Genomic DNA, 14,875 nt, shown 5'->3' with positions numbered 1-14,875 from the left:
TCAATCCCGGTGGCTGGCGCATTGGCCGTTCGGCTTGCGATAGCCGGGCCCGCCGCGCGAGCCGCAGCCCCCGCTGCCACCCCCGCCCCCAACCCCGCCTGCACCGCCCCTGTAGGTCGCGTGGCGGCTGCCGGACGAGTGACCCCCACGTCGGCCCCGCGCGTCGGCGTTGGCGCCCACACCCCCGAAGAGGGTGGCAATCAAAACCGCTCCCAGCAATCGGCGCTTCATGGCTTGCGTGTCCCTTCCTTGCCGGTGTAGGGATTGACGTTGCCTTTGGTGCTCCAGTTGTCCAGCTTGGTCTGGTTCGGATTGGTGGCATGGCTGGGCGCGACGTGGGTTCCGTCGTGCCGGGTGTAGCTGCTCACCGAGTGGCTGCCCGAATGAAGGCCGCCGCCGCTGCTGTGCCCTCCGCCTCCGCCCTTGGCGGCCACGGCGGCACACAGCGACAAGGCTGCGGCCAGGATCATTGCTTTCTTCATGTGCCTGTCTCCTCTCGCGCCGGGTTCGGCGCAACGGGATGCTGCACTTAAGCATTTGGCAATACAAGTCAACATTCGGCCGTTTGGTCTAAGGGGTTTGCCGAGGCCGGGGTGAGGGACGGCGCGGCATGGGGCTGTGAACCCGCCGCGACCCGGGTGGAATCTCCAAGTGGAAAACATTTCCTCTTTAGATAGAGTGCACGCATGCATGCGTTCACGCCCTCCCCTTTTCTCTATGCCTGCCGTCTGGCGCTCTCGCTGGCGGCCGTCGCGACGCTGTCCCTCGGCACGGCCATGGCTCAGCCGGCAGCGGCCGCCGACCCCGACCGCACCGTTCTGCCCGAGCAGCGCGCGCCCCTCGCCTTCGTCTCGCCCACACAGCTCACGCCGCTGGGTGAGCGCCGTGCGGTCTTCACCGCGGTGCATGCGCTCAGCGGCCAGGAGCTGTGGATCACCGACGGCACGCCTGGCGGCACACGCTTGGTCAAGGACATCCTTCCGGGTTTCCGCGGCGCCTATCCCTCCAGCCTGACGCCATACCGGGGCCGCATCTATTTCGCCGCGACCGACGGTGAGCACGGCGTGCAGCTGTGGCGCACCGATGGCACCGGGCGCGGCACCGTGCCCGTCGCGCGCCTCCCCGGCGCGCCCGGCAGCGATGGCGCCCTGCCCGCCGAACTGACGGTCTTCAAGGACGCGCTTTATTTCGTGGCCAAGGAGCCGGACGGCGGCTTCCAGCTCTGGAAGACGCAGGGCACGGCCCAGAGCACCGTACGCGTGGCGGCCATCGCGCCGGGGCCACGGGCCCTGGTGCGGCAGCTCACCGTGGTGGGCGACCGGTTGTTCTTCACCGCCACCACGGCCGAGCATGGCCATGAACTCTGGGTGACCGATGGCGGTGCCAAGGGCACCCGGCTTGTGAAGGATGTCAGAGCCGGGCCCGAGGACGGCGGCATCGCGCGCCTGACGGCCGTGGGGCGGCAGCTGTACTTCACCGCCAACGACGGCCAGCACGGCACCGAGCTGTGGACGAGCGATGGCACGGCGGAGGGCACGCGTCTGGTGAAGGATGTCCGAGCCGGCGAGGCCGCGTCGCAACCGCGGCACCTGACGGCGATGAAGGGCGCGCTGTACTTCGCGGCCGACGACGGCCGCCACGGCATCGAGCTGTGGCGCAGCGACGGCACCGTCGACGGCACGCGCCTGGTCAAGGACATCCAGCCCGGGCCGCGCGGCAGCCTGTCGAGCCCCATGGCCGTGATGAACGGGCGGCTCTACTTCGCGGCCACCGATGGCGAATCCGGTGCCGAGCTGTGGAGCTCGGACGGCACGGAGGCCGTCACGCGCCGCGTGGCCGACATTGCCACCGGCGCATCGAGCGCGACGCCCTCACGCTTCGAGGTGGCGGCGGGCCGGCTGTGGTTTTCGGCCGGCGATGCCACGCATGGCGTGGAGCCCTGGTCCACCGACGGCACGGCCGCCGGCACGCGCCGCATGGCCGACGTGGTGCCCGGCGCGGCGCATTCGATGCCGGTGGGCTTCACTGCAGTCGGCGATGCCGTTCTGTTCACCGCCGATGACGGCCACGGCAACGAGCGGCTCTGGCGCATCGACCGCGCCGGGCGGCTCAGCCTGCTGGGCGATCCGCTTCAGCAGCGGCTGCGCTGAGCACGCGGCTAGCTGCCGCTGGACGCATAGCGGCGCAGGCCCAGGCGCCACACGCCGAACGCGAGCCCCAGAAAGACAAAGCCCGCCAGGGGCGAGACGGCGCCCACCCAGGCGGGCGCGCCCAGCGGATCGGCGCGGCCCAGCACCCACAGTGCGGGGTAGTAGGCCACGCAGGCCAGCGGCACGCCGAAGGTGAGCAGGCGCCTGAACCACCGCGCGTACAGCGACATGGGGTACTGCCCCGCCTCCACGCCGCCATAGGTGAACACGTTGGCGATCTCCAGGCTCTCCACCGTCCAGAAGGCGAGCGCGCCCTGCAGCACCAGGATGCCCAGGAAGAGCGCCACGCCGCCCGCGACGGCGAACACGGCCACCGCGATGGCGGCCGGCGTCCAGTCGATGCCCGCCTGCACGCTGCCGAAGGCCAGCACCAGCCCGGCCTGCAGCAGCCGGCCCAGGCGGCTCAGCCGCAGATCGTGCCCCATCAGCTGCAGCGCCACCGGCCTCGGGCGCAGCAACAGTCGGTCGAAGGCGCCGGTACGCAGCAAGTCGGTGCCCAGCACGTCGAAACCGCGGCCCAGCATGTCAGCCAGCGCGAACATGGCGTGCACCAGTCCGTAGAACAGCGCCACCTCGCCGAGACGCCAGCCCTGAAGGCTGCCGAAGCGGTCGAACAGCGCCCAGATGCCGACGACCTCGATGCCCGTGGCCAGGAACTGGCCGGCGGCCAGCATCAGCGCCGATGCGGGATAGCGGGCCTGGCCCGCGATCGAGGCCGCGGCGAAGCGCAGGAACAGGCGGGCGTTGCCCATGGAGCCGCTGCGTGCCATGGCCTCAGCCGCCCTGCACTTCCAGGCGCGCGAAGGCAGCCTGCAGCGCCCACCGACCGGCGGCCGCCAATGCCGCGATCCAGAAGACCTGCAGCAGCAGACCGCCAACTGCGTCCGCGCCCGCCAACTGCCCGAAGTAGATCCGCGCCGGGATGTCCAGCAGCCCCGCCAACGGCTGCAGCAGCAGCCAGCGCTGCCAGCCGTCCGGCAGCAGCGCCAGCGGCACCAGGTTGCCCGACAGGAGGATCACCACGGGCAGCGCCAGCATGTTGATGCCGCGGGCGTCCAGCGCTGCCACGGCGGCCACGTTGAGCAGCATCACCAGCGCTGCCGACAGCAGCAGCGCCAGCACCATCGATACCCCGAAGGCCGCCCCGGCCGCGATGCTCACGGGCGGGCGCCATGACCAGTCGCCCCAGCCCGCCAGGGGCAGCAGGATCGCCGCGAAGGCGGCCATCAGCGCCAGGCGCGGCAGCACCCGCGCCGCGATCCAGCCCGCGCTGCGGACGAACCACAGCCCGTAGGCGTCCACCGGCCGCAGGCGGTCGTAGGCGACGGCACCGGTGCGCACCGCCTGCGCCACCTCGGGGTCGCCCGCCCACGGCAGCAAGGCCAGCAGCCCCTGCGCGAGCCAGGTGTAGGTGACCGCCTGGGCGAGCGGCATGGGCGCAGCGTCGGCCGCGTAGAAGGCCGCGAGCACCATGACCTTGATGCCGCCCCACCAGCACTGGGTGCCAAAGCCGGCAAAGGCCGCGGTGCGGTACTGCAGCATCTGCAGGAAGCGCGAGACGAAGGCCGCGCGGTAGGGCCGCAGCGCGCGGCCATCCGGCACCGATCGGCGGCCGCTCATGCCTCGGCCGCGCCGTGCAGGGCGTAGAAGCGGGCGATGACCTCCTCGATCGACGGCGACTCGATGCGGATGTCCTCCACCGCATGGGCCGCTGCGATGCGGGCGATCAGGTCGGCCGCGGGCGTCTGCTGCGGGTCGAAGCGCAGCACCAGCGTGCGTCCCTCCCGCGTCGCGACGGGCGTGCCGGCGAGTTCAGTTCCGTCCGGCGGCGTGCCGGCGAAGTCCACCACCAGGCGGCGCTCGGCCAGCACCTGCCGCCGCAGCGCCTCCACCGGGCTGTCGGCCAGCACCCGGCCATGGCCGACGATGATGACCCGCTGGGCCAGCGCCTCGATGTCGTGCATGTCGTGCGTGGTGAGCAGCACCGTGGTGCCACGCTCGCGATTGGCCCTGCGCACGAAGTCGCGCACCGCGAGCTTGGAAGGCGCATCGAGGCCGATGGTGGGCTCGTCCAGGAACAGGATGTCGGGCCGGTGCAGCAGCGCCGCGGCGATCTCGGCACGCATGCGCTGGCCGAGCGAGAGCTGGCGCACCGGCTGGCCGAGCACGCCCTCCAGGTTGAGCAGCGCGACGAGTTCGTCGCGCGTGCGGCGGTAGTCGGCCGCGTCCACCCGGTAGATGTCGCGCAGCAGGTCGAAGCCGTCTTCCACCGGCAGGTCCCACCACAGCTGGGTGCGCTGCCCGAACACCACGCCGATGCGGCCCACATGCGCTTCGCGCTCGGCAAATGGATCGCGGCCGTCGATGGTGATGCGTCCGCCATCGGGCCGCAGGATGCCGGCGAGCAGCTTGACCGTGGTGGACTTGCCGGCGCCATTGGGCCCGATGAGCCCCAGCAATTCGCCGCGCTGCAGCGCGAAGGAAACCCCGGCGAGCGCCTCCACCGTCCGGTAGCGCCGCCGCCAGAGGCCGCGCAGCGCCCCGCGCAGGCCCGGATCGCGCTCGGCGATGCGGTAGACCTTGGTGAGGCGGTCGACGTGGATGTGGGCAGTCATGGGGGCGTGTCCGCACGGCGCAGGCGCCTGCGATGCAGAGGCTGCGGCCGTGGGGGGCGCGATGCTATCCGATGGCCTGGGTGACGGCATGCGACGGTGGTTGAGGCTTTGGCTTTGGTGCGCTGGCTGGGGCGGGCGGACGATGCGGCGACGTGCCGGGGCGAAGGGCCGGCCTCGGTCTGAGAGCGGCTGCGGTTGGTCTGGGCCAGCCACTCGCTTGAGCGTCTTGAACTTACGCTTTGCAGCGGACGCCGGCGTTCGGGCTATCCTCTCTGCCGGCGGGTTTCGGCCAATGGCAGACGTTTGGAACAGATCCGTGAACATGCGCTTGTCAGCAAGGAATTCATCAGTCGATGCGGAATCTGCCGCATTGATAGTTTGCGCACGATGATGGTCGCCAAGAGACAATTGATTTTTGCGTTCGTGATTGCCACGTTTGGTGTTTCGCTCCTTGTCTACGGCGTGAAGGGGGTCCTCCTCGAGCGCTCGCAAAGTAGTTGGCCGCGAACTGACGGCATCGTGCGCTCAGTGAAGATCGTTTCGTCGGATGGAAAAGCCGGCCGCTTATGGTGTCCCGAATGGAGCTATGAGTACGTTGTGGATGACAGGCGCTACGTCAGTCGTCGTGTGGCGTTTGGCACATACGGGTGCAAACACCAACACAGCCAAGCAGAATTGCAGGCGAGCACTCGTCCCATTGGGAGTTGGGTCTCCGTTATCTACGAACCAGGCAATCCACATAATGCTGCGCTCGAGGTTACACAGGACGGTGGCGCGTTCCACTGGCTTCTTGTTGCGTCGGGTCTCTTGCTTGGCATCACCACGCTCCATCCAGCATCGTGGCGTGGGAAGGAAAAGTGACGCACCTTAATGCCGCAAGCGCCGCAAATTCTTCTGGCGGACCGGAAGTCTGCTACGGACGAAGTAGGCGCTATCGCTGAGGTGCGCAACGAACTGGCCGTTGGCCGGTTGATCGGTCGCATACGCCAAAACGACCATCCCGCGCCCGGCCTCGATCTCAACAAGGCCGTCATCAGCTCCCCGGATGGTGCAACGGTCAGAGACGACCGGGCGGCCTGCGCACTGGCGCGTCCCTCCGTCCGACGGCAGCACCGTATCCGACCACACGACGGTCACCAGCGCGCCACGGCCGACGCGCCGAACGGCGATAGCGCCACGATGCACGCAAGCACACACCCGCGCGTCGAATGAACCGTGCGCTAGGACAATTTGCCCAGTTCCCGCCCAACGCACCGACGTATCCAATCTGTCCCATGGAATGGGTTCCCGTCGGCTTCATCACTCTGAAGGCGCTCGTCTTCTGCGCAACGATGTTCTTCGCCATCAAGTGGCATTACGAACAGGGTCAGGGCTTGAGCAAACGCGCGCTACTGCTCACGGCGGGCAAGGTCGCTGCCGTCTTCATCCTGGTGCTCACGGCCGTGCTGCTCCTCACCTTCGGCGTGGCCCAGGCGCTCGGCATGGACCTGAGGCTTCCTTAGGAAAAAAGGGCCGCGGTCGTGAACCGACGCGGCCCATGCCAGGGCACCCGAGGAACTGGCTCCGCCAGGCCTCTGGGTGCGCCCCCTCCAAGCCGAAGGCGCTAGAGAGGGGGAGCCGCGAAGCGGCTTGGGGGTGCCTGTCAATACACCACGATCTTCCCCGTAGGCCGCGGGCTGTAGCAGTCGTTGTAGAAGTACTCGCCCTTCTGCGTGAAGGTGTAGTTGGCCGACTGCCCCGGCGCCAGACGGAAGTTGAACGCTCCTTCGAAGAACTGCGTGGCGCAGTGCGTGTTGGGGTTGTCGGCCGGATTGGTGAAGGTCACCGTCGTATTGGCCGGCACACGCATCCAGGTGGGCGTCATGGCATTCACCGCCGTCGACTCGGTGGTGCCGGGTGCGTTGGTGGCGGTCTGCACGCGGGCCAGGAACACCGTGTTGGGCGTTGGCAGCGCGGCGCCTTCCACCGCTGAGCCTGAGACCGGCCGGCGCACCTCGGGCGGCGTGGGCGTGGCGGCCGGTGGCACGGTGCCGCCCACCTTGAAGGCCCAAAGGTAGTCGCCCCGCGGTGCCGAGTTGCCGTATGGGATGCTCGTGCCGCCCGCATACACGGCGATGTACTGCTCGCCATCGATCTCGTAGGCGATGGGGCTGGCACTGATGCCCGAGCCGGTCTGGAAACGCCACAGCTCGCTGCCGTCCTGTGCGTCCAGGGCCAGCAGATTGCCGTCGGGCTGGCCGATGAACAGCAGGTTCGACGCCGTGCTCAGGATGCCGTTCCCATGGGCGAGCGAGTACGGCATCGGCTTCTTCCACTTGACCAGGTTGGTGCTCGGGTCGACCGCCACCACGGCACCGGTCTGGTACTCGCCCGGCGGCCGCAGGCCGTTGCTGGCCTCGGTGAGCGAATGGGCCGCGGCCACATAGCCCATGCCGGTGTAGACCAGCCCGGTGCGCGGACTGAAGGACTGGTGATTCCAGTTGGCGCCGCCCCCATGGCCGGGGATGGTGAGCACCGGCACGTCCCAGTGCGGGTCGAACAGGCAACCCGTCAGGTAGTTGGGAACGGCGCGGTTCGGATCGCCCGGAATCGCGGTGCCCAAGGCCTGATTGACCATGCAGGTCTCGGTCCAGGCGCCTTGCCGCGGGAAGGGCTGCGTGGGCGACGTGGCCTGCCGCACGTCCTGCTTGACCGGGATCTCGTCGATGCCCAGCGGCGCGCTGCCGTCGCGGCGGTCGAGGATGTAGTACATGCCCGTCTTGCTGCCGTAGATGACGACCTTGCGGTCGGCACCGTTGATCTTCACATCGGCCAGCACCGGCGACATGACGTTGTCCATGTCCCAGATGTCGTGGTGCACGGACTGGAAGTGCCACTTGTAGGCGCCCGTGTCCATGTCCAGCGCCACGATGGAGTTGGCGAACAGGTTCTGCCCCGGCCGCGTCGAGCCGTTCTGCGACGAGCCGCCGCGCACGTTGCCGAAGGTCCAATACACGGTCTTGAGGGCCGGGTCCACCGCCGGGTGGATCCAGGGCGTGGCGCCGGTGCGGTCGCTGTCGGGTGCACCGCCCCAGGTGTCGTAGCCCATCTCGCCGGCGCGGGGCACGCCCCAGAAGGCATTGAGCACCTTGCCGGTGGCCGCGTCGGCCGTGAAGGCGGCGCCGCGGTTGCCGTCGTTGGTGCCGATGAACAGGCGCTTGTCGTGGTAGACCAGCGCCACCTTCTGCACCGCGCCCAGGAAGGCCGCATCGGACGACGAGGTGGGGTACTGCTTGACGTAGACGACCTTGCCCGTGTCCTTGTCCAGGGCCACCAGCCGGTTGCCGCCGCCGATGGTGAAGACCAGGCCCAGGTCCTTGGCCACCGCGGCGCCGCGGCGGGTGATGGCGCCGTAGGGCGTCGTCCACTTCCATTTGGTGGCGCCGGTCTTGCCGTCGACCGCGATCAGGTTGCCCTGCGCCGATTCGATGTACAGCACGCCGTCCACGGCCACCGTGGTGCTCTGGCTGTTGCCGCTCACGACGCCGCCTTCGACGCGGTTGACCCAGGCGCCGCCGAGCTGGCCGACGCGGCTCTTGTCGATGGCGCCCAGGCTCGTGTAGTTCTGGTTGCCGAGGTTGCCGCCCACCTTCGGGAAGTCCTTGTCGCCGGCGGTGCAGCAGTCGGACAACGCGGCGGCCGGGGCTGGCGCGGGCTGTGGGGCGGGCGTTGGCGATGGGGACGGCGCCGGGGTGGGCGCGGGCACGATGGGCAGCACGCCGCCGTTGTTCGAGTCGCCGCCGCAGCCGGCCAGCAGAAGGGGGGAACCGATGACGCCGGCGGAAAGCAGCACCGTCGCCAGGTGGGTGAGTCTCATGACGTTGTCTCCGAAGAATGCGTGAGGCAGAACGAGGCGCGGCCGGCAGATGCCGGCCGCGTGTGGCCCGGTCAGGGCGTGGTGCAGAAGGGCGTCAGGCCCATGGCCGACTTCACGCCCTGCACGACCAGCTTCTGGAAGAACTCCGAGCCCACGCCGGAGTAGTTCTCCGCGAAGGAGTCGCCGTTGTGGCCCAGCGAGGTGACCCAGGCGCGGCCGCCGTCGTAGTACTGGCACCAGGCCACCGGATGGAAGCCTTCATGGCCCGGATGCGGCGCGGCCGTCAAGGGCTTGAGCGTGGAGGTGTCCACGGTCGCGAGGAACTTCACGTTCGTCGGAAAGGGCTCGAGGTTGTACCACTCGTCCTGGAAGGAGAAGCGCTTGGGCAGGTCCTTGGTGGAGGGGTCATCGGCCACGATCAGCACGTCGCCCGCGCGGTTGGGGCCGTGGTTGTAGAAGTTGGCATTGCCCAGCAGGCCTTCGTAGTAGGGCCAGGTGTATTCCGCACCGAAGGCGTTGTGCAGGCCCACGAAGCCACCGCCACGGCGCATGTAGTTACGCAGCGCGGTGCGGGCCGCGTCCTTGCTGGTGGTGACCGCGTCGTTCCACAGCGTGTCGCGGTTGGGGCTGGCGAAGATCACTGCCTTGTAGTTGTTGATGCGGCCCGAGAGCACCGACACATCCTCCGTCCAGTCGGCCGTGATGCCCTCTGCCTTGAGCATGCGGATCAGCCCGGCCTGCATGAGGTTGTCGGGGTTGAGCGTCGGGTTCAGCCCCGCGGCCATCGGTGTGCCCAGGTTGGCGTGGCGCGGACCGGCGGTGCGCGAGTAGATCAGCACACGGTCAGGCGTCGAGGCGAAGGCGCCCCAGTCGTGATAGCACTTGGGATTGGTGCCCCGGCACACGTTGTAGTAGGTGTCGAAGCTGTCGTCGTCAGGATCGGCGGGTGCCGGATCGTCGGGTGGGGTGGTCGTCGGCGGTGTGGTGGCCGGTGGGTTGTTGCCGCTGGCGGGCGGGTTGTTGGCCGAGGCGGCGGCCAGCAGCGCAGCGGCCGCTGCGTTGTCGTTGCCGCCACTGCCGCCGCCGCATGCGGCCAGCGCCAGGCCGAGGCATGCGGCCGTTGCGGCGCGCAAGAGTTGGGCATGAAAGAGGGTCAAGGTTGTCTCCTGGGTTTGCTGAGAAGGGCGGCCGGGGCGCGCAGGGGCACGCCCGGCCATGGCGCATCGGCGCCGGGCGGTGAAAGGGGTTGGGGAAAGGCGCGACGACGGACGGCCCGCACTTCAGGCGGGTCGGTCGGGGAATCGTGGGGGTGGGTCGCCGCGCGCACCCGGCGCGCTGCGTGCATGCATGGCGTTGGTCTCAAGGTCCGTCGTACGAAGGCGCAGGCACCTTCGACGCGGCCATCTGGCTGCGTTCACGCGTGTCTCCTGTTCTCTTGATGCTTCCCGTGTGGGCGCATCGTAATCAAACAGGAAAAGTTTTCCAAGAAAAAATGTTGTTCCGATTCGAGCCTCGGTGGCTGCTCAGGGCTGGCCGCGAATGGATGGGACGCCTGCGCACAGGCACAGGCACGCGCATGTCGTGGCGCGATGAAGGCAATAAGGGCGGGCGGCTTGACCGGCGCCGCAGGCGTGGGCGCGCACGCGGCTCACAAGGAGCAGTTGCGCGACGGCGGGGCTGCGAAGCAGCGCCAAAGAGCCGGCAGGATGATCCGCGTGCGGCCTGCCTGCCGAGTGCGGGTGGCTCAGGCCCGGCGGCGGAACAGCGGCGAGGCGCCGCTGGCGCGTGAGACGTCCTGTGCGGTCTCCAGCAGCGCGGGGCCCAGCTCTTCCATGCGCTGTGGCGTCAGGCGCACGGCCGGCCCGGCGATGGTGATGACGCCGATGGCCTTGTCGCCGGGGCCGGCCACAGGCGCTGCCATGGCGGTCATGCCGGGTGCGAACACCTCGTTGATCATGCTGAAGCCGCGTTGGCGGGCGGCCTTCACATAGGTCATCACGGCCTTGATCGAGGTGGGTGCCTTGGGGCCGAAGTCCTTGGGGCTGCCCAGCCCGCGCCGCGCCACGATGGCCAGTGCCTCGTCGTCGCCCAGGGTCGACAGCCAGGCATGACCGGCCGCGCTGCACGACAGCTCCACCGACAGGCCCATGTCCGGGTCATAGCGCAGGCCGCGCGTGGCGCCCTGGGCCTTGGCGACGAAGGTCAGTTCCTCGCCATCGACCACCGCCAGCCGCACCAGCTCGCCCGAGGTCTGCGCCAGCTGCTCGAGCAGCGGCTGCGCCACATCCACGACGCCGGAGCGGCTGAGGAAGGCCAGGCCCAGGGCAGCGAGCTTGATGGTGATCTGGTAGTGGCCGTCGCGCTCGTCCTGCCGCACATGGCCGCAGCGCACGAGGTCCGAGAGGATGCGATGGGTGGCCGACAGCGGCAGCTGCAGCTCGCTGGCGAGCACCGACAGCGCGCAACCCTGAGGATGGTCGGCAAGGTATTCGAGCACCTTGAAGCTGCGTTCCATCACACCACTCATGTTTCGGCTCCCGGCCGACAGAGGTCGGCGATTTCTTGGACGGGCGCCACTGTACCAAAGCACCGAATAGATTTTCACTGTGGAAATTCTTTCCACATGTGCTTATGATCGCGCCGCCTGGCGGGTCCGAGTGGCCGGCCACCGTCCAACCCTCATGGAGACAACCTTGAAGAAATTCGTCCGAGCCTTCGTCGCCGCGGGCCTCGCCGCCGCGTTCGCCCTGCCCGCCGTTGCCCAGCAGGAGCGCACCATCCGCTTCGGCCACCTCAACAACCCCGACCATCCGGTGAGCTTCGGCGTCAAGCGCTTCGCCGAACTGCTCTCGACCAAGAGCGGCGGCAAGATGAAGGTGCAGGAGTACCCGTCCAACCAGCTGGGCAACGAGATGCAGCAGCAGGCCGCGCTGCAGGGCGGCGTGCAGCAGATGTCGGCGCCGGCCACCACCTCGCTCGCGGGCATCGTCAAGGAGTTCGGACTGGTCGACTTCCCCTTCTCGGTGGCCACCTTCGAGCAGGCCGATGCCCTGCTCGACGGCCCGCTGGGCCAGGCGCTGATCGCCAAGCTGCCCGAGAAGGGCCTGGTGGCACTGGGCTACTGGGACCTGGGCTTCCGCAACGTGACCAACAGCCGCCAGGCCATCACCAAGCCGGAAGACCTGGAGGGTTTGAAGATCCGCGTGATCCCGAACCCCGTGTTCCTCGACACCTTCAAGGCCTTCAAGGCCAACCCCGTGCCGATGCCTTTCGCGGAGCTCTATGGTGCGCTCGAATCCAAGGCGGTGGACGGCCAGGAAAACCCCTTCTCGGTGATCCTGTCCAACAAGTTCTACGAAGTGCAGAAGTAAGTCAGCGCCACCAACCACGTGTACGCCGCCAACATCGTGCTGGTGAGCAAGAAGTTCTGGGACCAGCTCACGCCCCAGGAGCAGAAGTGGATGCGCGAGGCCGCCGACGAGTCGCGTGCCTACCAGCGCCAGGTGAGCCGCGCCGCCGCGCAGAAGGCGCTGGGCGAGCTGCAGGCCAAGGGCGCGCAGTTCAACGAGCTGTCGGCCGACCAGCAGGCCCGCATGCGTCAGATCGCCCAGCCGGTGATCGACAAGTTCGCCGCGCAGTACGACCCCGCCATGGTCAAGCTCTACAAGGATGAGCTGGCCCGCATCCGCAAGCAGTGATTTCCGCAACCCGCATGAGCGCTTCCATGAACATCCTCGTCCTGCACGGACCCAACCTCAACCTGTTCGGCCGCCGCGAGCCGCACATCTACGGCACCACCACGCTGGCGGAGATCAATGCGCGCATCGCCGCCCTGGCGGAAGAGCTGCGCGTGCAGGTCCACACGCTGCAGTCCAACCACGAAGGCGCGTTGATCGACTTCCTGCACGAGCACATCGACAGCGCCGACGGCGCGCTGGTCAACCCTGCCGGCCTGACGCAGCACGGCGTGCCGCTGCACGATGCCATCAAGGCCATGCCCTTCCCCGTGCTGGAAGTGCACATGTCCAACATTGCCGCCCGCGAGAGCTGGCGGGCGCATTCCATCATCTCGCCCGCCGTGCGCGGCACGATCCAGGGCCTTGGGCCTCAGTCGTACCTTGCGGCGCTGCGCGGGCTGGTCGAGATCGTGCGCGAGGCCCGGCGCTGACGCCCGGCCTCCACAGGAGCGCGCCCGCTGCGGCGCGCTCCGGGAGATCCTCATCATGAATCGCTGGATCGACCGCGCCTGCCGCGCGGTGGAGAACCTGGTTGCGCTCATGCTGGCCGTGATGGTCGTGCTCGTGTTCGGCAACGTCGTGCTGCGCTACGGCTTCAACTCGGGCATCCTGCTGTCCGAAGAAGTCTCGCGCTGGCTCTTCATCTGGATGACCTTCCTCGGCGCGCTGGTGGCGTTGCACGAGCGCGCCCATCTGGGCGTGGACATGGTCGTCGGCCGCCTGCCGCCTGCCGGCAAGAAGCTGTGCCTGCTGCTGAGCCAGCTGCTGATGCTCTACATGCTGTGGCTGCTTCTGCAGGGCAGCATCGTGCAGACGCGCATCAACTGGGACGTGGAGGCGCCGGTCACCGGCCTCTCGATGGCCATCGTCTACAGCGTGGGCATCGTGTTCGCCATCGGCGGTGGCCTGCTGCTGCTGATCGACCTGGGCCGCCTGCTTACGGGCCGCCTGCGCGAGGACGAACTCGTCGCCGTGCAGGAGTCGGAAGAGGCCGCGGCGCTGGCACAGGTGCTGGGCAACGCCCAGGCCTCGCAGGCACAACCGAACCCACATTCCCAGAAAGGCCGGCCATGACGCTGACCGTGTTCATCGGATCGCTGCTGCTGGCCATGGCCATCGGCATGCCGATCTCCTTCGCGCTGCTGGCCAGCGGCGTGGCCCTGATGTGGCAGCTGGACCTGTTCGACGCGCAGATCCTCACGCAGAACCTCATCGGCGGTGCCGACAGCTTTCCGCTGCTGGCCGTGCCCTTCTTCATGCTCGCCGGCGAGATCATGAACGTGGGCGGCCTGTCCAAGCGCATCGTCAACCTGGCGCTCTCGTTGGTGGGGCATGTGCGCGGCGGGCTGGGCTATGTGACCATCATGGCGGGCTGCCTGCTGTCGGCCCTCTCGGGCTCGGCCGTGGCCGATGCCGCGGCGCTCACGGCACTGCTGCTGCCCATGATGACTGCCGCCGGTCACGACAAGGCCCGCGCGGGCGGGCTGATCGCGGCCACCGGCATCATCGGGCCGGTGATCCCGCCCAGCATCGGGCTGGTGATCTTCGGCGTGGCGGCCAATGTGTCGATCTCCAAGCTCTTCCTCGCGGCCATCGCGCCGGGGCTGATGATCGGCGGCGCGCTGTGGATCACCTGGGCCTGGGTGGTGCGGCGCGAGAAGGTCGCGCCGCCGCCGCGCAAGAGCCGCCGTGAGATCCTCGCGGCCGCGCGCGAGGCGGGCTGGGCGCTGCTGCTGCCGGTGATCATCCTGGTGGGCCTGCGCATGGGCGTGTTCACGCCCACCGAAGCGGCGGTGGTCGCGGCGGTGTATGCCTTTGCCGTGGCGACCTTCGTCTACCGCGAGCTGAACTTCTGGCAGTTGCGCGACGTGTTCGTAGCGGCGGCCAAGACCAGCGCGGTGGTGATGTTCCTGATCGCGGCGGCCATGGTCAGCGCCTGGCTCATCACCGTGGCCGACCTGCCATCGAAGGTGGTGGGACTGCTGGAGCCCTTCATGGGCAACAAGGTGCTGTTGATGATCGGCATCATGGTGCTGGTGATGGTGGTCGGCACCGCGCTGGACATGACGCCGACCATCCTGATCCTCACGCCGGTGCTGATGCCGGTGGTGATCAAGGCGGGCATCGACCCGGTCTACTTCGGCGTGATGTTCATCATCAACAACTCCATCGGTCTGATCACGCCGCCGGTGGGCGTGGTACTGAACGTGGTGGCGGGTGTGGGCCGCATGAAGATGGACGAGGTCACCCGCGGGGTGCTGCCCTTCATGGCGGCGGAGTTCGCCATCATGTTCGTGATGGTGCTGTTTCCCCAACTGGTGATCGTGCCGGCGCGCTGGTTCGGCGGCTGAGGCGCAGCGGGGCGAGGCGGGTCGCCTCGCCGCGCCTCGCCGCTGCGGCACGGCTCGCGGCGTGACATCGCGTTGCGGCCCCGGGGCTGCGAGGGCTCGCCGGCGG

13 protein-coding genes and 1 pseudogene are annotated in these 14,875 nt (G+C 68.6%); 7 read left to right on the top strand and 7 right to left on the bottom strand.

The genetic code is table 11. The features are described from left to right. Positions 1 to 227 precede the first annotated feature (227 nt). Positions 228 to 482 (bottom strand): hypothetical protein, encoded by a 255-nt coding sequence (locus tag KBC94_RS16340; protein ID WP_294372282.1) that lies wholly within the window; start codon positions 480 to 482, stop codon positions 228 to 230. A 204-nt stretch (positions 483 to 686) separates the two neighbouring features. Between KBC94_RS16340 and KBC94_RS16335 the strand changes: the two genes are divergently transcribed. Then, positions 687 to 2,150, top strand: coding sequence for an ELWxxDGT repeat protein (locus tag KBC94_RS16335; protein WP_294372279.1), 1,464 nt, complete (start codon positions 687 to 689; stop codon positions 2,148 to 2,150). Positions 2,151 to 2,158: 8 nt separating this feature from the next. Here the strand turns inward: KBC94_RS16335 and KBC94_RS16330 are convergent, their stop codons facing one another. The 3 genes from KBC94_RS16330 to KBC94_RS16320 are packed head-to-tail and all read right to left on the bottom strand — an operon-like array spanning position 2,159 to position 4,825. Beyond that, positions 2,159 to 2,962, bottom strand: coding sequence for an ABC-2 family transporter protein (locus tag KBC94_RS16330; protein WP_294372275.1), 804 nt, complete (start codon positions 2,960 to 2,962; stop codon positions 2,159 to 2,161). Positions 2,963 to 2,984: 22 nt separating this feature from the next. Beyond that, a complete protein-coding gene (locus tag KBC94_RS16325; protein ID WP_294372272.1) occupies positions 2,985 to 3,830 on the bottom strand; it encodes an ABC transporter permease in 846 nt (281 codons plus the stop codon). Then, complete coding sequence (locus tag KBC94_RS16320) at positions 3,827 to 4,825, bottom strand: ATP-binding cassette domain-containing protein (protein WP_294372269.1); 999 nt, start codon at positions 4,823 to 4,825, stop codon at positions 3,827 to 3,829. Before KBC94_RS16320 ends, KBC94_RS16325 begins: the two co-directional genes overlap by 4 nt. A gap of 303 nt (positions 4,826 to 5,128) precedes the next feature. On the opposite strand from KBC94_RS16320, the gene KBC94_RS16315 reads away from it, so the two are divergent. Continuing rightward, positions 5,129 to 5,686, top strand: coding sequence for a DUF3592 domain-containing protein (locus KBC94_RS16315; RefSeq protein WP_294372266.1), 558 nt, complete (start codon positions 5,129 to 5,131; stop codon positions 5,684 to 5,686). A gap of 413 nt (positions 5,687 to 6,099) precedes the next feature. Next, positions 6,100 to 6,327, top strand: a complete 228-nt coding sequence (locus KBC94_RS16310; RefSeq protein ID WP_294372264.1) for a hypothetical protein — start codon at positions 6,100 to 6,102, stop codon at positions 6,325 to 6,327. 140 nt (positions 6,328 to 6,467) lie between these two features. On the opposite strand, the gene KBC94_RS16305 is transcribed toward KBC94_RS16310, so the two are convergent. From KBC94_RS16305 to KBC94_RS16295, 3 genes are all read right to left on the bottom strand, one after another. Beyond that, positions 6,468 to 8,681: a PQQ-binding-like beta-propeller repeat protein gene (locus KBC94_RS16305; protein ID WP_294372261.1), complete on the bottom strand. Its 2,214-nt coding sequence runs from the start codon at positions 8,679 to 8,681 to the stop codon at positions 6,468 to 6,470. Between the two features lie 71 nt (positions 8,682 to 8,752). Continuing rightward, on the bottom strand, positions 8,753 to 9,838 hold the full coding sequence (locus tag KBC94_RS16300) for a ThuA domain-containing protein (RefSeq protein ID WP_294372258.1): 1,086 nt from the start codon (positions 9,836 to 9,838) through the stop codon (positions 8,753 to 8,755). A gap of 587 nt (positions 9,839 to 10,425) precedes the next feature. After that, complete coding sequence (locus KBC94_RS16295) at positions 10,426 to 11,208, bottom strand: IclR family transcriptional regulator (RefSeq protein ID WP_294372256.1); 783 nt, start codon at positions 11,206 to 11,208, stop codon at positions 10,426 to 10,428. Between the two features lie 154 nt (positions 11,209 to 11,362). Between KBC94_RS16295 and KBC94_RS16290 the strand changes: the two are divergent. From KBC94_RS16290 to KBC94_RS16275, 4 genes and pseudogenes are all read left to right on the top strand, one after another. After that, positions 11,363 to 12,379, top strand: a pseudogene (locus tag KBC94_RS16290) (TRAP transporter substrate-binding protein). Positions 12,380 to 12,405: 26 nt separating this feature from the next. After that, entirely contained in the window at positions 12,406 to 12,849 is a 444-nt protein-coding gene (locus KBC94_RS16285) for a type II 3-dehydroquinate dehydratase (RefSeq protein ID WP_294372252.1), read from the top strand. Positions 12,850 to 12,904: 55 nt separating this feature from the next. Then, positions 12,905 to 13,492: a TRAP transporter small permease gene (locus KBC94_RS16280; protein WP_294372250.1), complete on the top strand. Its 588-nt coding sequence runs from the start codon at positions 12,905 to 12,907 to the stop codon at positions 13,490 to 13,492. Further along, a complete protein-coding gene (locus tag KBC94_RS16275; RefSeq protein ID WP_294372247.1) occupies positions 13,489 to 14,769 on the top strand; it encodes a TRAP transporter large permease subunit in 1,281 nt (426 codons plus the stop codon). The genes KBC94_RS16280 and KBC94_RS16275 overlap by 4 nt, the downstream gene beginning before the upstream one ends. The last annotated feature ends 106 nt before the right edge of the window (positions 14,770 to 14,875 follow it).

The organism is Pseudacidovorax sp. (assembly GCF_017991995.1).
In the GTDB taxonomy this organism is placed as follows: domain Bacteria; phylum Pseudomonadota; class Gammaproteobacteria; order Burkholderiales; family Burkholderiaceae_C; genus Xenophilus.
Note: the sequence above shows the minus strand (reverse complement) of the source record. Positions and strands in the feature narration are given on the sequence as shown.